The organism is Haloferax profundi, assembly GCF_001469865.1.
In the GTDB taxonomy this organism is placed as follows: domain Archaea; phylum Halobacteriota; class Halobacteria; order Halobacteriales; family Haloferacaceae; genus Haloferax; species Haloferax profundi.
The window spans coordinates 1-19,593 of record NZ_LOPV01000041.1 but is presented as its reverse complement, the minus strand read 5'-3'; the positions used below and the strand labels follow the sequence as shown (position 1 = coordinate 19,593).

Genomic DNA, 19,593 nt, shown 5'->3' with positions numbered 1-19,593 from the left:
TTTACGCCAAGAACACGTGCCGCGGTCGGTCCGCCAGCACGTCACGGCCCCACTGAACCGTGTCGCGGAAGGCGTCGGAGCGGAAGAAGCCCATGGCGTCTTCCTGGGAACGCCACTGACTGGCGATGAACATGTCGTTCTCGTCTTCGACGTTGACCATCAGGTCCGTGTCGAAGTGTCCGTCCATGTCTTCGAGGAGGCCACCGACGACGCCGAACTTCTCGACGAAGTCGTCCTGGTATTCGGGCTTGGTGGTGTAGAACATCCCCATCGTGCCGAATCCAGACTCCTCACCGGCGCGTTCGACGATGCCGGGGAGTTCCGAGAGGAACCCTGCTGCAGTCTCGGCGGCCGACGCCGTCTCCCAGATAGAGACGACGGCGACGCGGCCACGCTCGTTGGCCTCGTAGACGGCCGTCTTGACGTGCGTCGGGTAGTGGTCGAAGTTCCCGCGGAGGCCGTCGACTTCGTCGAACACCTCGTCGGCGTCCGCTTCGGAGTACAGCACCGTCGCGTACACGTCTTCGCCGTGGGGCTTCCCGGCGTAGATGTTCAGGTCTTCGAGTTGGCCGCGGATATCTTCGTCCGCGCTCTCCTCGTCGTCGCTGTCTCCGTGGCCGTGGCCACCCTCGTGATGGCCGCCTTCGCCGTGGTGTCCACCCTCGCCGTGTGCGTGCGCGTGGTGGTGCGATTCGTCCGCGAACTCGCTCGTGGGGACAGCGTCGCCTGCGAGGAACGCGCCGAGGTCAGACGGTGGGAACCGACGGCCGACGTAGAACTGGTCGAACTCGCCGTACTTGCTCGACACCTCGTCGAAGCGCATCTCGTAGACGATGTCTTTGATGTCCGTCGGGTCGTCGCCGAACAGCGTGACGCCCCACTCCCAGTCGTCGAAGCCGACAGACGACGCGATGACCTGCTTGATTTTCCCGGCGTACTTGCGGCCCGTGTCGCCGTGGGTGGACATCATCTCGCGACGCTCGTCGAACGACAGGTCGTACCAGTTGTGCTCCTCGCCGCGACGCTTCGACATCGGGTAGAACGACATGTAGGTGTCGTCCGGGATGTCGGGCTTGAGTTTGCCCTCGATGTAGCGGAGGAGTCCGGTGTCGATGTCCTCTTTGTTGCCCTCGAAGTAGTCGTCCGAGACGTATCCCGACACCTCGGTGACGGAGACGTACGACGTGGGTTGCTCCGTGAACGCAGCGAAGGCAGTCTGTTCGAACTGGCGTTCGGCGCGCGAGAGGGAGTCCAGCGTCGGCCGGAAGTGGACGACGACGAAGTCGGCCTTGTGGCCGAGGACGGAGAAGACAGCGGAGGTTCCTTCCTCGTCGTCTTCGACCGCTTCGTGCGCGTCGAGATACGCGACGCCTTCGTCGATTGCTCGCTGACGCTCGTGGTCGGGCGCGTCCCGCCAGGCGTCCCAATCGACGGTTCGGAAGTCGTGCAGCGCGAACCAGCCCTCGTCGGTCTGTGGGGCCTCTACCATACCGTGGCCTTAGGATTCATCCGGTATTGAAGTTGCGAGTCGTTTTCGGAAGGCGGGAACGGGAGTGAGAAGCAGTGTATCGCCGACTGTAGCGAGGTTACCCGCCGAGGAGCGTCGGGCCGAATATCATGAGCAGGAGCGACGCGAGCATCGTCAGTCCGATAGACGTGGTGATGGTTCGGACGACGGTGTGCCGGTCGTCGACCGGGAGACGCGAGACGATTGCTTCCGCCCCGGTTCGCAAGATTCGACCACCGTCGAGCGGGTAGCCGGGGATACAGTTGAACAATCCGAGTTGCAGGTTGATCCACGCCGTCCAGAACAGCAGGTTGGCGAAGATGAAGACGCCGCCACCGAGGAACCCGAAGGGGCCACCCACCTGATAGAAGTTGATGACCTCGCCCGTGAACCCGGGGAAGTTCGGGATGCCGAGGACGACGGATGCCAGCGGTAACAGGAGCGAGACGTAGACGAGTTGGAGCGGCGACCCGCCGAACGCGTTGGCGAGGCCACCTGCGCCGTCGCCGCCGTCACCACCGAGGAGCGAGAGATACGTCCCAGCAGGGTACTCCTGCATCCCGAAGTCCGTCAAGAGCAGACCGCTCGTGCCGTCGAAGATGTTGACGCCGAGGAACCCGTTGCCGTCCTGTGGGTTCTCGCCGAGCGTCACGTCGACGGTTCGGAACTCACCATCGACGTACACTTCGACCGGGACGGTCTGACCGGGGTCGGTTCCGTCGAGTGCGACCTGTAAGTCGGTCGAAGACGTGATGCGCGTCCCGTCGAGGCTCGTGATGATGAGCGGTTCGGTCGCACCCGTCGCATTGGCGAGGGGTTGGTCTTCGGCGACGTTCGTGATGTACGCGCCGACGGGAATCGTTCGCTCGCCGGCAGACGTCTCGAGACGGGCGAACCGGGAGTCGCCGACGACGTCTTCGAATCCAGCGCGCGTGGAGACCGGCGTCCCGTTGACTGCGGTCACGCGAATCGGGTCGCTGCCGGACTCGACGGTGAGGTTTGCCGGGTTGCCGGCGACAGACCCGGCGACGATGAGTTCGCGCTGGACCGACACCGTCCGTTCGCCGTCGAGTTCGACGGAGACAGTCCGGTCGTCGGCAGCGAGTAACGCCGCGTCGAGTTCTTGGGTCGTGTTGACCGGTGTGCCGTCGATAGCAGTCACTCGGTCACCACCGCCGATACCGGCGGCGTCGGCGGGAGACCCTGCGTACGCGCCTGCCACCGCGACGCCGGGGGCGACCGAAATCGACCCGATAACCGGGCCGAACAGGAGTGCGAAGGCGACGATAGTGACGGCGAAGTTGTTCGTCACGCCGGCGGCGAACATCCGTGACTTCCCGCCACGGTCGGCGCGGCGTTGACTCTCTTCGGACGGTTCGACGAACGCCCCGACCGGGAGAATCGTCAGAAGGACGATACCCATCGACTCCACGTCGATACCTTCGACGCGACTGAGGATGCCGTGGCCACCTTCGTGGACGACGAGGCCCACGAGGAGGCCGAAGAGAATCTCCGGCGCGACGGAGAGTGGGAGGAAGTCGTTGACGCCGGGGATGACGAGGAAGTTCTGGGGCTGGTTGACCTGCGAGGGAGCAGGCGGATTCTGGACGATGAGGACGGCCTGATACAACAGGAGGGCGAACGTCCCCACCATGATTACGAGGGCGATACCGAGGCCGATGTTACTCCACGCCCGCCAGAACCGCTTGGGTTCGGCGAGTCTGTCGAGTAACTCGCGGCCGCGACGGGTGTGAATCGTCGTGAGCGGGCCCTGTACGCGGACGTACTCGGGGAGAATCCCACGGGTACGCAACAGCGCCGCGAAGAGAGAGTAGGCGATGAATCCGACGAGGATCCACAGCAGCGTATTCATCGGCCGAAAGGAAGCGGCGCGCGCCAAAAGGCGTTCGGGTTACGGTACCGAAGAGAGTCGAACAGGCGCTTACTCTTCGTCTTCGTCGGTCTCGTCGCCCGGTGACTCGATTTCGACTTCGACGGCGTCGTCGGCATCCGAGTCCGTTTCGTCCTCGCTCGTTTCGTCTTCGGTCGCTGTCTCGTCAGTCGTCTCCTCGTCGGGGTCGTGTTCGACGGAGACAGTCGCCGTGTCGTCTGTCTCTGCTGTCGTCTCGGCCTCGGTGTCGAGGTCGATGTCGGTGGACGACTCGCCATCCGACGACGAGCGAAGGCGGTAGACGACGTACGCGACGCCCGCGAGGAGCACCACGAAGAGGAAGAGGCGTCCGAGCGAGCGTCCGCTGGACTCGTCGTCCACGTCTGCCTGGTCTGAGTCGGCGTCGAACTCCTCTAACTCGACGTCGAATTCGTCTTGCGATTCCTCGACGGTCTTGATGAAGTCGATGAGGGACATGTGAAATCACTGCGGCACGGCCGCGGCGGGTCGTCCACGGGGAACGAACCTGTCGGCAGTACGTACGACGAGAACATAAGTCGTCCCCCAGAAGGTCTTTATCCGATGGAGGTGGCATCGGAACGCATGTTCGACAGTTCCCGCTACGAAGTCCGCCAGAAGGTGTCTATCGGCACCAAGTACGTCGTCTACGACGACGAGGACCCGATTCTCTCCGCGAAGAAGAAGAAGTTCAAACTGAAAGAAGACTTCCGCGTGAACGACTACGAGACGGGCGACGAGCGCTTCCGCGTCAAAGCCGACAGCGTCCTCGACGTGTCCGCTGCGTACGATATCGTCGATAGCCAATCCGGTGACCGAGTCGGCGCGGTCAAACGCGGCGCGTTCTCGTTCGCGAAACACACCTACCAGCTGCTCGGCCCGAACGGGGCAGTCGTCGGCCGAATCGTCGAGGACAACGTGCCGATGGCCGTCGCCCGACGGGCCGTCACGACACTCATCCCCTTCTCGTACCGCGTCGAAGACGCCAGTGGCACCCCTGTCGGAGAGATTTCCGAACAGTTCGCGCTCCGAGACACGTACACTATCGAAGCCGACACCGACGAGATAGACCCGCGCCTGCTCGTCGTCGGTGCTGTCGTCATCGACGCGATAGAAGAAAATTGAGAGAAGAGCGAAAAGACGAGGGCAGGAGACCGTCAGTTCTCGCGACGGAGACGTGTGACGACGAAGTCCTGTTCTAACTCGCCGAGGAACTCGCCGAGACGTGGTCCCTGCGTGTCGTCGAAGAACAGGCGATACCCGGCGGCGAAGAAGTCGCCCATCTCGATGTCGTTGCGGCGGGCCGTCTCGTAGATTTCGCCCTGGATAGCCTCGCCGTCGTGGTTCTCTTCCACGAAGTCGGCGAGTTCGTCCAGTGCCGCCTCGACGGCCGGGTCGAAGTCGAACTCGGGGAGGTCGACCTGCAGGCGGTAGTTGAACTGGTTGTCCATCTTCTCGGCCCAGTTGCGGGCGCGTTCGACGCGGGCGAGTGCCTCTTCGACGACGTCGTCCGGCGTGTCCTCGTCGAAGAAGCCCTCGTTTCGGGCCATCTGCTCGCGCAGGTCCTCGTCGTCGGTCATCCCGAGGACGGCAGCGAACGTGTAGGGGAGACGGATACGGTCTTCTTGCACGTCGTCTACGACGAACGGGTACGCGCGCGTGGCGAATCGCGTGAGGTTCTCGTCGTCTACCTCGCCGAAGTACGCACGCTCGAAGCGGTCGAAGTCGTCGACCAGTTGGTCGAGGCGGGTCAGGTCGAGGTCACGGGCCTTCCGCGGGTTGAGCGCGAAGAAGTACCGGAGCACCTCGGGTTCGAGCAGTTCGAGCATCTCGGAGACGGTGACGATGTTCCCGGCCGAGGACGACAGCGCCTTCCCGTTGAGCGTGAACCACTCGTAGACCATCGGAACCGGCGGTTCGATGCCGAGGACGTTGCGGGCGATGTCGTCGCCGGACGGCCACGACCCTTCGGCGTGGTCCTTGCCGAACGGTTCGAAGTCGACACCGAGGACCTGCCACTGGCCGGGCCACTCGAAGCGCCACGGCAGTTTGCCCTCACGGAACGTCGCCGTCCCTTCGTGGCCACATCCGTCGATAGTGTTGTCGCCGACGGTCATGTCGGTACAGGTGTAGTCCACGGTGCCGGCGTCCACGTCGACGGACGTGATAGTCTCCGTAATCTTCCCGCACTCCTCACAGACCGGGTTGAACGGGACGTAGTCCTCGTCGACCTTCGATTGGTACTTCGAGAGCACCTCGCGCGCAGTGTCGATGTTTTCGAGGACGTGTTCGACGACGGGGTCGAAGTCGCCGTTCTCGTACATCTCGGTGTTCGAGAGCATCTCCACGGGAATCCCGAGACGGTCGGCGTCGGCCTTGAGCAGGGCCGCAAAGTGGGCCGCGTAGGAGTCTGTCTCGCCGAAGGGGTCGGGAATCGCCGTGTATGGCTTGCCGAGATTCCGGCCGAGTGCGCCGGCGTCGACTTCGCCGAGGCCGACGATGTTCCCGTCTTCGTCGGCGAGTTTTCGGGGAAGCTTTCGGAGGGGGTCCTTGTCGTCGCTCGTGAACACCTGTCGGACCTCGTGGCCGCGTTCGCGGAGGACTTCGGCGACGAAGTAGCCACGAATAATCTCGTTGAAGTTGCCGAGGTGGGCGACGCCGGACGGCGAGACGCCGCCTTTGATCACGATGGGGTCGTCGGGGTCTCGTGCCTCGATTTCGTCCGCGACGTCGTCCGCCCAGAAGTCGCGGTGCCCGTCGGTGGACCCGGTCTCGAAGGCGTCGGTGGCGTCGTCCGCAGGCGCGTCGGTAGCGGTGGATTCGTCTGTCGTCATCTCACTGCGCCCAGTACGTCGGTTCGTCGCCACCCTCGGGGATGATGTCGGTCCCCGAGTGCTCGCCGCGAAGAACCGCGGGTTCGATGCGCGACGGGTCCGTTCCGTCGAGGACGATAGTCCGCATCTTCGCGCGCTCGATGAGTTTCGCGGCGAGGAGGTCGACCGGAGCGGACGACCCTGCACTCATCTCGATGTCGGCGATGACGTCGACGAGTTCGCCAGCGGCCATCTCCTCGAACTTCGTCGCGTCGGGGTCGCTCTTGGGGTCGGCGCTGAACACGCCGTTCACACTCGTCGCGTAGACGAGCAGGTCGGCGTCGACGTACTCCGCGAACGCGGCGGCGACGGCGTCCGTCGTCTGGCCCGGCATGACGCCGCCCATCACGGAGATGTCGCCGCGGCGGATGGCGTCGCCTGCCTCTTCGTAGTCGTGGGCGACCTTCGGGTCGACCTGTGACCCGAGTGCCGCGATGAGCAGACGAGCGTTGATTCGAGTCACGTCGATACCGATCTGGTCGAGTTGGACTTCGTTCGCGCCGAGGTCACGTGCTGCACCGATGTAGTCGCGGGCGACACCGCCGCCGCCGACGACCGCACCGATTTCGCACCCCTCTCGCGCGAGGGCCTCGACGACTGACGCGTGCGCTTCGACGCGTTCTGAGTCGAGGTCCGGCGCGAGTACACTTCCGCCGATGGAGATGACGACTCTCATTGCACACGGGTATCCGGGAGCGCATCTTAAGGGTTATCAAGTGCGAGACGCCCGTGTCGGGGGGTTTAAACCAGTCTCGCGGCGACTACCGGTATGCGACTCGTCACCGTGGAGACGGTCACACTCATCGTCGTCGGGTGGGTCCTCGCACTCGGCGCACTCTACGTCCGCCAGCGACGTGGCCAGTTCGGCCGCCGTTCCGTCCTCAACTGGGCGATGGTGGCGTCTTTCTCTGTCGGGTGGGCACTCTGGCAGTACGATACGCTCCCCGAGACGGCCGACACCGTCGTCGGCGCGCTGGCACCGTGGGTCGCCACGCTCGTTGGGTTCGTCGGTGTCGGAATCGCCCTCCACCTCTATCGAACACGACCGAAACCTTCCGACGACACCCACCACTCGGAGCAATCTTAAACCGGCGCGGGACGTGACCCACTGTATGCACGTACTTGGCGTAGTCGGTCCAGGCGCGACCGTCCTCTGTGAGCGACTCGCTCCACACTTGGACGGGCGCGTCGCAACCGTCGAATCGCTGCCGCACGATGCGGCCGAGTCAGACGCACCCGACTCAGTGAGCGGTGCCTACGGTCTCACGCCCAGCGGGAACTGGGTCGGGGCCGGCGAGGACCGTGACCTCGACGACCTGCTCGACGAACTATCGACACGATACGATTACGCGCTTCTCTCTGGATTCCCCGACGCACGCATCCCGACACTCTCTCTCGGAGACACCGAGGCAGAGAACGTCGTCGTCGAAGCAGACGGCACGAACGAAGTCGACCTCGACAAACTCACTGCCGACATCGAGTCGTTCGAACCGCACATCTCGCTCGAAGGGCTCGTCGAACAGGCCAAAGCCGACCCGCAAGCGCAGTACGCTGGGGCAATCGCGACGTTCACCGGCCGCGTCCGCGCGAAGGAGTCCGAAGACGATGCGCCGACCGTGAGCCTCGAATTCGAGAAGTACGACGGCGTCGCCGAGTCCACGATGGCGACCATCTCCGAAGAACTCGAATCGCGCGACGGCGTCTACCGGGTGTTGATGCACCACCGCGTCGGCGTCATTGAGGACGGACGAGACATCGTGTTCGTCGTCGTCCTCGCTGGACACAGGACAGAAGCGTTCAGAACTGTCGAAGACGGTATCAACCGCTTGAAAGACGAAGTCCCGATATTCAAGAAGGAGACGACCGTCGACGAGCAGTTCTGGGTCCACGAGCGGTGAGGCCGCCGGTGAGTGTCGATGCGGGCCGTGTGGCGACACCATGGCCGTATTTTGGGGCGTTTGCGGGCGATGTTGCCGTGAAATGGCGGTACTTTGACCGGATTTGCGGCGTATTTTCGGCATCTGAGAACGCCACTTACAATCATGAAATAATCTCTCAAATTCGTTTCTAAAATATCTAAAGGATTCTAAAAGAGTCCTAAAATGAACCCTTTTCGTAGATTCAGGCTGAAAGCGGTCGAACTAATCTCAACGGTCCTTCCTTTATAACACCTTCTGGGGGATACAGTGGAGTGAGGTGTATCAGATGAGCGTTACAGCATCCCCCTCCACCGATGGCAGCTCCAAAGAAGACCGCCTCAAGCAGTATCTGCTTGACCGCGCCAAAGACGGCGAGATGTACTTCAAGAGTAAGTTCATCGCCGACGACGTCGGACTGTCGCCCAAGGAGATCGGCGCGCTGATGGTCAAACTCCGCGACTCCGCGACGGAGTTGACCATCGAGAAGTGGTCGTACACGAGTGCGACCACGTGGCGCGTCGAGTCTGCCTAACTCGGACAGTGGATGTACCGTCCTGAAAGCCCCCGAATAGCCCCCACACGGCCCTGGTAGACACCGCTTCGGGCCTGAGAAGACACCACGAACTCACGCCCAGACCACACCAACCGACAGAACGTACACGTCCCACGTTCGATACCCACACCCCGCCACACCCCATCCAATCTCGTTCCCGACCACCCGGCGCGCGCCTCACGGCCTGGGTGGTTCCTGACGGCTACCTCGCGGACGGTCTCCCTTCTCCTGACACCCCACAGTCGCACCTGAGACCGGTCACGTGAGGTGGTGTCGTCACGGGATTTATGCACGTTGCACCCCTAACGACGGGTAATGGAACAGGTCGAATCGGCGGACGGCCCGCCGGTCGAGGCACTTCGTGCTGTCTTCGACGTCCACGAGACACGGACCGATGGAGAGCGACTGGTCTACTACGGTGAGTCGCTCGTCCCCGAGCAGATGCTCGTCCGGGAAGTCTGGCCGGCGTTCCGACGGGCCGGGTACGAAGTCCAGGCGCAGACGACCGGATTCGGCGGAACTGACGTCGTCGTCGCCGAACCCATCTCGACTGGCATCGACGGCGTTCCGTGGAAGAACCTCGCTCTCTTCGTCGCGACAATCGTCTCGACACTGTTCGTCGGGGCGGTTGGGTGGTACTACGTTCCGCTGTCTGACCTCACCGCCAACCCGCTTCTCGCCCTCCAAGCCTGGCCCTTCACGGCCGCCATCCTCGGCGTCCTCTCGGTCCACGAACTGGGGCACTACCTCATGGGGAAGTACCACGGTGTCAACGTCTCGCTCCCGTACCTCATCCCGTTCATCTTCCCGTTCGGGACGCTGGGTGCAATCATCCGCATGCGCGGACAGATGCCGGACCGGAAGGCGTTGTTCGATATCGGCGTCGCCGGTCCACTCGCGGGCCTCGCAGCGACCATCGTCGTCACCGTCATCGGCCTCTCGCTCGAACCGATGACGGTCCCAGCGTGGGCCTTTGCGAGTTCGAGTGACGTCATCATCTTCAACAATCCGCCGCTGTTGGACGCCATCGCCACACTCCTCGGCCGCCCGACGGAGTACCCTGACCCGCGAACCGTCGTCCACCCCGTCGTCATCGGCGGGTGGGTCGGGATGTTCTTCACCGTCCTCAACTTGCTCCCGGTCGGCCAACTCGACGGCGGGCACATGGTCCGCGCGATGCTCGGAGAGCGCCAGGAATCACTCGCTGCGGCCGTTCCGCTCGTCTTGTTCGGTATCGCGGGCTACCTCCACTACGTGCGTGGCCTCGGCATCAACGAGTCTGTCGGCCTCTGGTTCTTCTGGGGCCTCCTCTCGACGTTCATCGCCTACAACGGGCCGGCAGACCCCGTCGACGAGACGCCTCTCGGTGCGGGTCGCATCGCTATCGGGTTGTTCACGTTCGCCCTCGGTGCGGCGTGCTTCCTGCTCGTACCGATTCAAGTGATTCCGGGATAGATAGCGACGAAGAACGAAGGTCGCTGCTCAGTCGCCGCCGTGAGTGTACCCGCGGTCCGGGAGTGGGTTCCCGTCGGCGACGATTGCTTCCTCTGCGGTCGTTCGTCCGACTACCGTAATCGGAACGTCCACGTCGTCGCGGACAGCGTCGAGTTCGGCCTCGGGAATCGTGAACACGAGTTCGAAGTCTTCGCCGAAGTACGCAGAGAGGTCACGTCTGTCGGCGGCGTCGGTGGCGACATCCTCGACGGCGTCGTGGACCGGAAGGGCGTCCCAGTCGAGTTCGAATCCGCACTCGCTCGCCTCGGCGAGTTGGTGGACAGACCGGGCGAGTCCGTCACTGGAGTCCATCATCGCCGTCGCCGACTCGGCGAGTCGAACGCCGGCAGCGACGCGCGGCGTGAACCGAAACAGGTCGTTTGCGCGTTCGGTCTCGTCAGCGTCGAACAGGCGGACGGCGGCGGCCGAGCGGCCGAGTTCGCCCGTCACGCAGAGTGCGTCACCCGGACGAGCACCCGAGCGGAGAACTGGGTCGTCGGTGCGGCCGATAGCCGTACTGACCGCCGTAAACTCGCGGTGCGTGTCGAGGTCACCACCGACGTACTCCGCGGAGACGGCCTCGCACACGTCGCGGGCACCCTGCACGAAGTCACGGAGTTCTGTCTCGTCGAGTTCGGCGGCGGCGTAGACGGCGACTGCGCACGTCGCTGTCGCACCCATCGCAGCAACGTCCGACAGCGACGCGCCGACTGCCCGCCACCCGGCGGTGTAGCGAGTCGTGCCATCCGGGAAGTCCGTGGCCTCGTGAAGCATGTCCGTGGTGACGACGAGACCATCGACGATGGCGGCGTCGTCGCCCGCGCCGGGCAGGTCCGCAGCGAGCAGTCGGAGGGCGGTGCGCTCGTCCATACGTTCGACGTGTCTCCCCCGGCGGAAATGTCCATCTATCCCCGGCGGTCGAATACGTCGCGTCGTCGGGGCGAAGCACGGCAGGTCACAGGCCCAAAACACGTCGCATCCCACGTCTATAACACGGCACTTCGCCGGACCGAAGGCCGTTCTCGTCCGCGCAATCCGGTGCCTTAATGCTCGTCGTAGACACATTTCAGGCAGATGGCCCGCGAGAATATTCGTGCGACGCTCCTCGGGTTCGCCGCCGCGTTCGTCGTCTTCGCCGTCTTGTTCTACTTCGCGGGCGTGGACGAACTCGTCGAGCGGTTGACGATGGTGAGTCCCGTGTTCCTGGTCGGCCTCTTCGCCATCACGCTCGTCTGGCTGGTCGCGTGGGGAACCTCACTAAAGACGGTTCTCGGCGTCCTCGGCGTCGACATCTCCGTGTGGCGGTCGTTCCTCGTCTTCACGGGCGCGATGTTCTCCAACAACATCACGCCGTTCGGACAGGCCGGCGGCGAACCCGTGACCGCGCTCCTCATCTCACGAAGTGCCGACACCGAGTACGAGACGGGACTCGCCGCAATCGCCAGCGTGGACACGCTCAACTTCGTCCCGTCTATCACTATCGCTCTCATCGGCGTGGGGTACTACGCGACCGAAGTCACTCTCGGACGCAACCTCGAAATCGCCTTCGTCGCCGTCGTCGGACTCGCAATCGGCGTTCCGACTGCCGTCTACATCGTCTGGGAACGACGGTACGAATTCGAACAGAAGGTCATTCGAGCGCTGACACCGGCAATCCAGACCGTCACTCGCTACATTCCGCGCATCTCGGTCCCCTCCACGGACGGCGTCGAACGCCGTATCAACGGCTTCTTCCGCTCTATCGAGCGCGTAGGGCGAAACCCGCGCGGATTGGCCGTCGCGTTGGGGCTCTCTGGGTTCGGGTGGCTCTGTCAGATGATTGGTCTCTGGACCGCGTTCCACGCCATCGGCGCGCCAATCGCGTTCTCCATCGCGCTGTTCGTCGTCCCCATCGGTGCGATTGCCGGTGTGACGCCGCTTCCGGGCGGTGCAGGCGGCATCGAGTGGACGCTCGCCATCCTCGTCGCGGCAGCCAGTCCGGCCGTCGGGTTCGACGTGGCGACTGCCGGTGTCGTCCTCTTCCGCGGGTTCGTCTACTGGGTCCCGACGCTCCTCGGTGGACTCGTGATGGGGCTCGAGAGCGCTCGTGGGTGGCGAGCCTGAACACCCGCGTCTCGGGGTGTGGCTCCGACACACGCCGGGCGGGGCGCAGGGGCCTCCAACTGCCCGTATCGGGCGAATACGATGCCTTTAAACGCCGCGATTATGAACCAATAGCCATGGTAACCATCTATGACGTCCCGGCGGACGCCCTCATCGAAGAGGTCGCCGGACGACTCGAGGACCGTATCGAGCAACCCGACTGGATGGCCTTCGCGAAGACCGGCCAGACCCGTGAACTGCCCCCACAACAGGACAACTTCTGGTTCATCCGTGGCGCGAGCCTGCTCCGCAAGGTCGCGATGAACGGCCCAGTCGGTGTCGACCGTCTCGCTACCGAGTACGGTGGCCTCAAGCGTGGCTCCAACCGCTACAGCGTCGCTGGCGCACACAGCGACACCGGGAGCAAGAAGATCATTCGCAAACTCCTCCAGCAGCTCGAAGACGAGGGTCTCGTCGAGACCGCCAAAGGTGAAGGCCGCCGCATCACCGCCGAGGGAACCAGCTTCCTCGACAACGCAGCGTCCGACGTTCTCGCGGACCTCGACCGTCCGGAACTCGAACGCTACGCGTAGACTCCACGACACACCGAGAGTTCTTCTTCGACCGTGAACGCCGCAGAGAGCGGTCTTTGTGCGGGTCCGTAATGGTTTTCAGACATCAGACCGTGCCATAGGATATGAGTGGCAGCCAAGACGACGAGCGACTGGAGGAGCTTCGACGCAAGAAGATGCAGGAACTCCAAGAACAGGCCGGGCAAGGCGGTTCCGCGGAGCAACAGCAGGCAGAAGAGGCGGCACAGCAGCGCGCCGAACAGCAGAAACAGGCCCTGCTCAAACAGTACCTGACCGACGAGGCTCGCCAGCGCCTCAACGCAGTCCAGATGTCCAAGCCGGACTTCGCCGAACAGGTCGAACGCCAAATCGTCGCGCTCGCTCAGAGCGGCCGCATCCAGGGCCGCATCGACGACGAGAAGATGAAAGCGCTGCTGAAGGAACTCCAACCGGAGTCCAAGAGCTTCAACATCCGCCGTCGGTAAGCACGTGGAACTCGCGCTCCTCTACAGCGGCGGCAAGGACTCTTCGCTCGCCGCACTGCTTCTCGATACGTTCTACGACGTGACGCTCGTGACCGCACACTTCGACGTCACCGACGACTGGAAACACGCCAGAGACGCCGCGCTCGAACTCGGCTACGAGTTCGAGACACTCGAACTAGACCACGACGTGGCCGAGAGCGCGGCGACGCGCATGGTCGAAGACGGCTACCCACGAAACGGCATCCAGCAGGTCCACGAGCACGCCCTCGAATCCGTGTGCGGGATGGGCTTCGACGCCGTCGCCGACGGGACGCGTCGTGACGACCGAGTGCCGTCCATCTCGCGGGCGCAAGCACAGAGTCTCGAAGACCGCCACGGCGTCGATTACCTCTCTCCCCTGTCGGGATTCGGACGCGGTGCAGTCGACCGGCTCGTGGAGTCACACCTCCACGTCGAGACCGGACCGTCCGAAGAGATTCCCAAGGCGGACTACGAAGGCGAACTCCGAACCCTCATCGCGACAGAACACGGCCCCGACGCCGTCGAAGAAGTGTTCCCTGCCCACGTCCAGAGTTACGTCCACGGACGCCGATAGTCGGCCGGGGTCACGTGGACGCTCCGCTCACCTCGGTATCGCGTCGCTTTTCACGGTACCCGTCACCGAGTGAATCATGGACCCCGGTATCCTCTTCGCCATCCTCGCCGCCCTCGGGTGGGGCGTCTACATCTTCGGTCTCAAGCGATTCTTCGGAGGGTACTCTGCCGCACAACTCGCAGTCGTAATCAACGTCTTCTCTGTCGCGTGGTACACCCCGGTGACGGCGACGAGACTCGACCCTGTGTCAGTTCCGACGTTCGACGAACTCGGTGTGGTCGGGGTGGGTGTCGTCCTCACGACTATCGTCTTCATCGGTCTCGGATTCGTTCTCTTCGTCGAAGCGCTCGACGGAGGCGACGTCTCGTACGTCACGCCGATAAACAAACTCGTTCCCGTCTTCGTCCTCCCCATCGAAATCGTACTCCTGTCGGCGCACCTCTCAGCGCTCCAACTCGTGGGCGTCGGCGTCGCCACACTCGCTGTCTACGTCGCCAACTACCGCGGTGGCAGTCTATTCGACCCACTTCGCCGGGCCGCAGACTCTCGGCCGGCACAACTTGCCCTCGCCAGTGCCGCCTGCTACGCCGTCAGCGACGTCGGAAAGCGTGTCGCACTCCAGGAACTCGCCATCCCGACGACGCTGTGGGTGCCGGTTCTCTTCGTCGGTGGCACACTCGTCCTCCTCCCACTCGCCGTCCGCGACTGGCGACCAGTTCGGGGCCATCTGCCGCGGTTCGCCGCCATGGGCCTCCTCGTCGCCGGCAGTGAACACGTCACCTCGGTCGCCTTCTCGCTCGTCCCCGCGAGTATCGGGTCACCCATCATCAACACGCAAGCCATCGTCGCCGTCGTCCTCGGCGGCGTCATCCTCCGCGAATCTCAGTTTGGTATCCGTCTCGTCGCGGCGTTGCTCGCGGTCACCGGCGTCGCCCTCATCGCCGTCGGTGACGTGGGAACGCTCGTCGCAGTGGCCGGATAGAGCGCGCGTCCGCCACGCGCCCGAACAACAGGTTTCAAGCGCGGCCTTCGCCAACCACTGCCCATGTACGAGCGACTCAAGGGATTTCGTGATTTCTATCCCGAAGAGATGTCGGCCCGACGAGCGGTCTTCGACACTGTCGAGACCACCGCGGCCCGGTACGGGTTCCGCGAAATCGGGACGCCGCACCTCGAACGGACACAGATGTACGTCGACAAGTCCGGCGAGGAAATCGTCGAAGAGTTGTACGCCTTCGAGGACAAAGGCGGGCGCGAAATCTCTCTCACCCCGGAGTTGACGCCGACGGTCGCCCGGATGGTCGTCGCGAAGCAACAGGAACTGTCGAAGCCCATCAAGTGGGTCTCGACCCGTCCGTTCTGGCGCTACGAGCAGGTCCAACAGGGTCGCTTCCGCGAGTTCTACCAGACGAACGCCGACATCTTCGGGTCGACCGAACCGGAAGCCGACGCCGAGATTCTGGCGTTCGCGGCCGACGCCCTGTTCGACCTCGGCCTCACCGCCGACGACTTCGAGTTCCGGGTCTCCCACCGCGACATCCTCGGTGGTCTCCTCCGGTCGTTCGACGCCGACGTCGACGTTCGAGACGCCATCCGCGCCGTCGACAAATCCGAGAAGGTCGAACGCGAAGAGTACCTCGGACTGCTCACCGATGCAGGACTCTCGTACGACCAGGCCGACGAGTTCGCCACGCTCATCGAGCGTGGTGACCTCGACGAAATCGCCGAGTTCGGCGGCGAGAACGTCGAGGCGGCGGTCGAGAACCTCCAGAACGTCCTCGCGGCGGCCGAGGACTTCGGTGCCGGCGACGTCTGTCACGTGTCGCTGACGACCGCCCGTGGCCTCGACTACTACACCGGCGTCGTCTTCGAGTGTTTCGACTCGACGGGCGAAGTCTCCCGTGCGGCGTTCGGTGGCGGCCGATACGACGACCTCATCGAATCCTTCGGTGGCCAACCGACCCCTGCTGTCGGTGTCGGTATCGGCGCTGCACCCCTCCAACTCCTCTGCCAGCGTGCCGGCGTCTGGGAAGAAGAACTCACGACGGACTACTACGTTCTCACCGTCGGCGACACCCGCGATGTCGCCTCCCGCATCGCCCGTGACCTCCGGGCGTCGGGCAACGTCGTCGAAGTCGACGTGTCCGACCGGAGTTTCGGCGCGCAGATGTCCTACGCCGACTCCATCAACGCCGCTAGCGTCGTCATCGTCGGCGAACGCGACTTAGAGAACGGCGAAGTGACCATCAAGGACATGGAGTCGGGCGACCAGACGACCGCCCCTGTCGACGACTTCCCGGGAGACCGGGGCGAACCCACCTACGAAGACTACGAATAGACCGTCGGGAGTCGGTTCGGTGGCCCTCGTCTGGTTGCCCCTCGGCCCACCCTCGCGCACGATTCTCGCCGAGTGGTAGTCGCGAACGTGCTTTTCTCTCTCGCCAGCGTATCGACGACTGACATGTACGACACCATCCTCGTTCCCCTCGACGGAAGTGGCCCCAGTGACGCTGCACTCGCCGAAGCACTCGACCTCGCCCAGGCCGTCGACGCGACGGTTCACGCGCTCTACATCGTCGACGAGCGTGTCCTGCACGCGACACAACTCGACGCCGGTGGCCTCGTGCGCGCCTACGAAAAAGAGGGCGACCGAATCGTCTCGAAGGCGACCGAGGCCGGCGAAGAGACAGGCGTCGAAGTCGTCACAGCAGTGGAACACGGGTCACCGCATCGCGGCATCCTCCGGTACGCCGACGAACACGACGTGGACCTCATCGTGATGGGAACCCACGGTCGACGTGGGCTGGAACGCTACCTCATCGGGAGCGTCACCGAACGCGTCCTGCGGATGGCAGATATCCCGATTCTCACCATCCGAGGCGAAGACTCGCCGGTGGCGTCCGAATAAGCGACCCATTTTTCGAACGCAGTCACGTCGCAGCAGAGATAGACCGTTAAGTACAGTCAGGGAAAACTCCCTGACATGCGCGCGTTCCGTATCGCCTACGACGGCCGCCCGTACTACGGGTTTCAGCGACAACCGGACGTGCCAACCGTCGAAGACGCGATTCTCGATGCCTGTCGCTCTCTCGGAGTCTGTGAGACGGATACCGTACCCGCAGGGTACGCCGCCGCGGGGCGAACAGACGCCGGCGTCTCGGCCCTCGCGCAGACCGTCGCGTTCGAGTGCCCCGACTGGTGTACGCCGCGCGCCCTGAACTCCGAACTGCCGGGGACGGTACGGGCGTGGGCCTTCGCAGACGTTCCCGAGGACTTCCACGCCAGACACCTCCCGAGCAGGCGGGAGTACGTCTACGAACTCCACGCACCGATCGATTCGTTCGACGACGAGCGAGCGACAGACGCGTTCGACGCCCTCCGTGGCGAACACGACTTTCACAACCTCACACCGGACTCCCACGGCACCGTCAGGACGATAGATGGCGACCTGACCAGAGACGGCGACTTCCTCGTCGTCCGCGTCGAAGCAGGCGGGTTCGCCCGCGAATTCGTCCGGCGCTTCGTCTCGCTCCTTCACATCGTCGCGTCGGGAGCGGCCCCGATGTCGAAGCTAGACGACGTCCTCGGCCCGGAACACTTGGAGGGTCCCGATGGTATCCCACCCGCCCCACCCACACCACTCGTCCTCACGGCAGTCGACTATCCCGGCGTCGCGTTCGAAGTCGACCCCGACGCGGCCGAGAGTGCCATCGGCGCGTTCGGCGAGCGAGCACTCGAAGACCGTATCGGGTGGCGCGTCGGGTCGCGCATCCGCGATGGAATCGGAGCCGAGTAGCGAGATGTCCGAGACCGAATAGGAGGTGTCGCTGCCGTGAGTTCGGCCGAAAAACGGGTCAATAGCTCTCCAGAGAGGTTGGTTTCGCTCATAGCAAGGGTATCGTTCTCGGCGTCCGAACGCTCTGGTATGACGTACGACGCTGTCATCTTCGACAACGACGGCGTACTGACCGAACCCACGCTGCTCGAAGTGCAGCGTGAGGCAGTTCGACGAGCATTCGCGGAGTTCGACGTCGACCCGACCACCGAAGCAATCGACGGCGTCATTCACGGTGGCCTCACGCGCCTGCGACGTATCTGCTCGGTTCACGAAGTCTCGGTCGACGAGTTCTGGCCGCGCCACGAGACCCACGCTGCCGAAATCCAACTGGAGTGTCTGGAAAACGGGACGAAACCGCTGTACGACGACGTGCGAGCACTCGACGAACTCGACCGCCCACTCGGCCTCGTGAGCAACAACCAGCACGCGACCATCCAACACATCCTCGACGTGTACGACATGGCCGACCACTTCGAGGTTGCCTACGGGCGCGACCCGACAGTCGAGGGTGCGCGCGTGAAGAAACCGAATCCACACTACATCGAACGAGCGATGGACCGACTCGGTGTCGAGAGGGCACTCTACGTCGGTGACAGCAACGTCGACGTAGTGGCCGCCAACCGCGCCGGTATCGACTCGGCGTTCGTCCGCCGTCCACACAGAGACGGATACACCCTCGCGGCCGAACCGACGTACGAACTCGACTCACTCGACGAGTTACTCGCGGTGTGCTGAGTCGCACAGGCGTCGACATCGCAACGTGACCGAGTGGTGACCTGTAAGAGATTGTGAACTGACACTTATTCGTGTGGATAGCGTCGTCTCCGTATGGGAGAACTGGAGACCGAAGCCGAGATGACGCGCACAGAGATTGCCACGTACCTCCGAGACGTGGCCGACCAACTCGAAGGGGACGGGACGGTGTCGCTAGAACTCGGCGGGCAAGAGGTGTCGTTGACGCCGACAGACCCCGTGACGTTCAAACTCGAAGGTGAGTCCGACTGGTCGCAAGGAGACACAGAGGCGAAACAGAGCATCGAGTTCGAGTTGGTGTGGTGGACTGCGGCCGAGACCGCCGACGAAGGGGCGTTGAACGTCGAAGACTGACGACGCGGCCAGTCCCACGGCGTGCAGTAACACGTCTGTCGGTAGACACATCTGTCCGCTCTCCAACGTGTCGCTATGGACCGGTCTACCGCGTGGGACGCGACCCTCCGAATCGTCTTCGGCCTCTTCGTCGTCGGAATCGGGAACGCAGTCGGTGGGTTTCTCGGGAGTACGACGGGCATCTTCGGACTCGCCCTCTACTTGCTCGTGGCGGTGCCGACGTTCGTCTACGGGATGTACTACGTCGTCGTCGGTGCCGGCATGGTCGTCGAGGCGGGGACGAAGAGCGCACTCGAACAGTCCGAGTTGACAGTCGAGAACGCCCGCCGGCGGACGACGACTGCCCCCGAGGATACAGACGCAGACGCAGACGCAGACGCAGAACAGAACGGGACTGACTCCGTGGGAGACTCCTGACCCGGACGCGGCCCTAGTTCCACCCGTCGGGCCAGATACCCGCCGCCTTCATCCCCGTCTCGAAGTCTTCCCGTCGGAAGGCGGCGGCGAGTTCGTCGTCGTCGAGTCTCGTGACACCACCGTCCGCCGCCTCTCCCGCCAGTTCTCGCACGAGAAGCGCCGTCAACATCGCGTGTTCACGGATGTTCCGGTCGTCTACTTTGTCCCGCGTGTCCGCGTGGGTGTGGCCCCATCCCCGTCCG

22 protein-coding genes and 1 pseudogene are annotated in these 19,593 nt (G+C 63.7%); 16 read left to right on the top strand and 7 right to left on the bottom strand.

From position 1 onward, the window contains the following. Position 1 precedes the first annotated feature (1 nt). The 3 genes from AUR66_RS02275 to AUR66_RS02265 all read right to left on the bottom strand — a co-directional run bounded on the left by AUR66_RS02275 (position 2) and on the right by AUR66_RS02265 (position 3,875). Positions 2-1,489 carry a heme-binding protein gene (locus AUR66_RS02275; RefSeq protein WP_058570900.1) on the bottom strand — a complete coding sequence of 496 codons (1,488 nt, stop codon included), beginning with the start codon at positions 1,487-1,489 and terminating at the stop codon, positions 2-4. Positions 1,490-1,586: 97 nt separating this feature from the next. Next, a complete protein-coding gene (locus tag AUR66_RS02270) occupies positions 1,587-3,380 on the bottom strand; it encodes a site-2 protease family protein (RefSeq protein WP_058570899.1) in 1,794 nt (597 codons plus the stop codon). A gap of 69 nt (positions 3,381-3,449) precedes the next feature. Further along, positions 3,450-3,875 carry a hypothetical protein gene (locus AUR66_RS02265; RefSeq protein ID WP_058570898.1) on the bottom strand — a complete coding sequence of 142 codons (426 nt, stop codon included), beginning with the start codon at positions 3,873-3,875 and terminating at the stop codon, positions 3,450-3,452. Between the two features lie 126 nt (positions 3,876-4,001). On the opposite strand from AUR66_RS02265, the gene AUR66_RS02260 reads away from it, so the two are divergent. Then, positions 4,002-4,541, top strand: a complete 540-nt coding sequence (locus tag AUR66_RS02260) for a hypothetical protein (protein ID WP_058570916.1) — start codon at positions 4,002-4,004, stop codon at positions 4,539-4,541. A 32-nt stretch (positions 4,542-4,573) separates the two neighbouring features. Here the strand turns inward: AUR66_RS02260 and lysS are convergent, their stop codons facing one another. Together lysS and pyrH are read right to left on the bottom strand one after the other, a co-directional pair. Next, the gene (lysS, locus tag AUR66_RS02255; RefSeq protein ID WP_058570897.1) at positions 4,574-6,250 is read right to left on the bottom strand and encodes a lysine--tRNA ligase; all 1,677 of its coding nucleotides are present in this window, start codon (positions 6,248-6,250) and stop codon (positions 4,574-4,576) included. A 1-nt stretch (position 6,251) separates the two neighbouring features. Beyond that, complete coding sequence (gene pyrH, locus AUR66_RS02250; protein WP_058570896.1) at positions 6,252-6,965, bottom strand: UMP kinase; 714 nt, start codon at positions 6,963-6,965, stop codon at positions 6,252-6,254. 93 nt (positions 6,966-7,058) lie between these two features. Between pyrH and AUR66_RS02245 the strand changes: the two genes are divergently transcribed. The 4 genes from AUR66_RS02245 (at position 7,059) to AUR66_RS02230 (ending at position 10,216) form a co-directional block, all read left to right on the top strand. Further along, on the top strand, positions 7,059-7,376 hold the full coding sequence (locus tag AUR66_RS02245; RefSeq protein ID WP_058570895.1) for a hypothetical protein: 318 nt from the start codon (positions 7,059-7,061) through the stop codon (positions 7,374-7,376). Between the two features lie 25 nt (positions 7,377-7,401). Then, a complete protein-coding gene (locus tag AUR66_RS02240; RefSeq protein WP_058570894.1) occupies positions 7,402-8,187 on the top strand; it encodes a molybdopterin synthase in 786 nt (261 codons plus the stop codon). Between the two features lie 307 nt (positions 8,188-8,494). Continuing rightward, on the top strand, positions 8,495-8,740 hold the full coding sequence (locus AUR66_RS02235; RefSeq protein WP_058570893.1) for a DUF7123 family protein: 246 nt from the start codon (positions 8,495-8,497) through the stop codon (positions 8,738-8,740). Between the two features lie 336 nt (positions 8,741-9,076). Beyond that, entirely contained in the window at positions 9,077-10,216 is a 1,140-nt protein-coding gene (locus tag AUR66_RS02230) for a site-2 protease family protein (protein ID WP_058570892.1), read from the top strand. 27 nt (positions 10,217-10,243) lie between these two features. Here the strand turns inward: AUR66_RS02230 and thiL are convergent, their stop codons facing one another. Beyond that, a complete protein-coding gene (gene thiL / locus AUR66_RS02225) occupies positions 10,244-11,125 on the bottom strand; it encodes a thiamine-phosphate kinase (RefSeq protein ID WP_058570891.1) in 882 nt (293 codons plus the stop codon). Between the two features lie 204 nt (positions 11,126-11,329). Here thiL and AUR66_RS02220 point away from each other — a divergent pair, with 204 nt between their 5' ends. From AUR66_RS02220 to AUR66_RS02170, 11 genes are all read left to right on the top strand, one after another. After that, positions 11,330-12,358 (top strand): lysylphosphatidylglycerol synthase transmembrane domain-containing protein, encoded by a 1,029-nt coding sequence (locus AUR66_RS02220; protein ID WP_058570890.1) that lies wholly within the window; start codon positions 11,330-11,332, stop codon positions 12,356-12,358. A 116-nt stretch (positions 12,359-12,474) separates the two neighbouring features. Then, positions 12,475-12,930 carry a 30S ribosomal protein S19e gene (locus AUR66_RS02215; RefSeq protein ID WP_058570889.1) on the top strand — a complete coding sequence of 152 codons (456 nt, stop codon included), beginning with the start codon at positions 12,475-12,477 and terminating at the stop codon, positions 12,928-12,930. Between the two features lie 104 nt (positions 12,931-13,034). Beyond that, positions 13,035-13,394: a DNA-binding protein gene (locus AUR66_RS02210; protein ID WP_058570888.1), complete on the top strand. Its 360-nt coding sequence runs from the start codon at positions 13,035-13,037 to the stop codon at positions 13,392-13,394. Between the two features lie 4 nt (positions 13,395-13,398). Beyond that, positions 13,399-13,989 carry a DUF7411 family protein gene (locus tag AUR66_RS02205; RefSeq protein WP_058570887.1) on the top strand — a complete coding sequence of 197 codons (591 nt, stop codon included), beginning with the start codon at positions 13,399-13,401 and terminating at the stop codon, positions 13,987-13,989. 76 nt (positions 13,990-14,065) lie between these two features. Next, positions 14,066-14,971: a DMT family transporter gene (locus AUR66_RS02200; protein ID WP_058570886.1), complete on the top strand. Its 906-nt coding sequence runs from the start codon at positions 14,066-14,068 to the stop codon at positions 14,969-14,971. A 63-nt stretch (positions 14,972-15,034) separates the two neighbouring features. Then, positions 15,035-16,327: a histidine--tRNA ligase gene (gene hisS, locus AUR66_RS02195; protein ID WP_058570885.1), complete on the top strand. Its 1,293-nt coding sequence runs from the start codon at positions 15,035-15,037 to the stop codon at positions 16,325-16,327. Between the two features lie 123 nt (positions 16,328-16,450). Further along, positions 16,451-16,897, top strand: coding sequence for a universal stress protein (locus AUR66_RS02190; protein ID WP_058570915.1), 447 nt, complete (start codon positions 16,451-16,453; stop codon positions 16,895-16,897). A 75-nt stretch (positions 16,898-16,972) separates the two neighbouring features. Next, complete coding sequence (truA, locus tag AUR66_RS02185; protein ID WP_058570884.1) at positions 16,973-17,785, top strand: tRNA pseudouridine(38-40) synthase TruA; 813 nt, start codon at positions 16,973-16,975, stop codon at positions 17,783-17,785. 129 nt (positions 17,786-17,914) lie between these two features. After that, positions 17,915-18,562 carry an HAD family hydrolase gene (locus AUR66_RS02180; RefSeq protein WP_058570883.1) on the top strand — a complete coding sequence of 216 codons (648 nt, stop codon included), beginning with the start codon at positions 17,915-17,917 and terminating at the stop codon, positions 18,560-18,562. Between the two features lie 93 nt (positions 18,563-18,655). After that, a complete protein-coding gene (locus tag AUR66_RS02175; protein ID WP_058570882.1) occupies positions 18,656-18,934 on the top strand; it encodes an amphi-Trp domain-containing protein in 279 nt (92 codons plus the stop codon). A 75-nt stretch (positions 18,935-19,009) separates the two neighbouring features. Then, positions 19,010-19,351, top strand: a complete 342-nt coding sequence (locus tag AUR66_RS02170; protein WP_058570881.1) for a hypothetical protein — start codon at positions 19,010-19,012, stop codon at positions 19,349-19,351. A gap of 13 nt (positions 19,352-19,364) precedes the next feature. On the opposite strand, the pseudogene AUR66_RS02165 reads toward AUR66_RS02170, so the two are convergent. Continuing rightward, positions 19,365-19,593, bottom strand: a pseudogene (locus AUR66_RS02165) (aminopeptidase); the annotation flags it as partial.

Coding starts and splice junctions, on each gene's coding strand:
- AUR66_RS02180 (WP_058570883.1), top strand. CDS start 17,915: ATGACGTACGACGCTGTCATCTTCGACAACGACGGCGTACTGACCGAA.
- hisS (WP_058570885.1), top strand. CDS start 15,035: ATGTACGAGCGACTCAAGGGATTTCGTGATTTCTATCCCGAAGAGATG.
- AUR66_RS02200 (WP_058570886.1), top strand. CDS start 14,066: ATGGACCCCGGTATCCTCTTCGCCATCCTCGCCGCCCTCGGGTGGGGC.
- AUR66_RS02210 (WP_058570888.1), top strand. CDS start 13,035: ATGAGTGGCAGCCAAGACGACGAGCGACTGGAGGAGCTTCGACGCAAG.
- AUR66_RS02270 (WP_058570899.1), bottom strand. CDS start 3,380: ATGAATACGCTGCTGTGGATCCTCGTCGGATTCATCGCCTACTCTCTC.
- AUR66_RS02275 (WP_058570900.1), bottom strand. CDS start 1,489: ATGGTAGAGGCCCCACAGACCGACGAGGGCTGGTTCGCGCTGCACGAC.
- pyrH (WP_058570896.1), bottom strand. CDS start 6,965: ATGAGAGTCGTCATCTCCATCGGCGGAAGTGTACTCGCGCCGGACCTC.
- AUR66_RS02240 (WP_058570894.1), top strand. CDS start 7,402: ATGCACGTACTTGGCGTAGTCGGTCCAGGCGCGACCGTCCTCTGTGAG.
- AUR66_RS02175 (WP_058570882.1), top strand. CDS start 18,656: ATGGGAGAACTGGAGACCGAAGCCGAGATGACGCGCACAGAGATTGCC.
- AUR66_RS02220 (WP_058570890.1), top strand. CDS start 11,330: ATGGCCCGCGAGAATATTCGTGCGACGCTCCTCGGGTTCGCCGCCGCG.
- AUR66_RS02235 (WP_058570893.1), top strand. CDS start 8,495: ATGAGCGTTACAGCATCCCCCTCCACCGATGGCAGCTCCAAAGAAGAC.
- AUR66_RS02170 (WP_058570881.1), top strand. CDS start 19,010: ATGGACCGGTCTACCGCGTGGGACGCGACCCTCCGAATCGTCTTCGGC.
- AUR66_RS02260 (WP_058570916.1), top strand. CDS start 4,002: ATGTTCGACAGTTCCCGCTACGAAGTCCGCCAGAAGGTGTCTATCGGC.
- AUR66_RS02245 (WP_058570895.1), top strand. CDS start 7,059: ATGCGACTCGTCACCGTGGAGACGGTCACACTCATCGTCGTCGGGTGG.
- AUR66_RS02265 (WP_058570898.1), bottom strand. CDS start 3,875: ATGTCCCTCATCGACTTCATCAAGACCGTCGAGGAATCGCAAGACGAA.
- truA (WP_058570884.1), top strand. CDS start 16,973: ATGCGCGCGTTCCGTATCGCCTACGACGGCCGCCCGTACTACGGGTTT.
- thiL (WP_058570891.1), bottom strand. CDS start 11,125: ATGGACGAGCGCACCGCCCTCCGACTGCTCGCTGCGGACCTGCCCGGC.
- AUR66_RS02215 (WP_058570889.1), top strand. CDS start 12,475: ATGGTAACCATCTATGACGTCCCGGCGGACGCCCTCATCGAAGAGGTC.
- lysS (WP_058570897.1), bottom strand. CDS start 6,250: ATGACGACAGACGAATCCACCGCTACCGACGCGCCTGCGGACGACGCC.
- AUR66_RS02190 (WP_058570915.1), top strand. CDS start 16,451: ATGTACGACACCATCCTCGTTCCCCTCGACGGAAGTGGCCCCAGTGAC.
- AUR66_RS02230 (WP_058570892.1), top strand. CDS start 9,077: ATGGAACAGGTCGAATCGGCGGACGGCCCGCCGGTCGAGGCACTTCGT.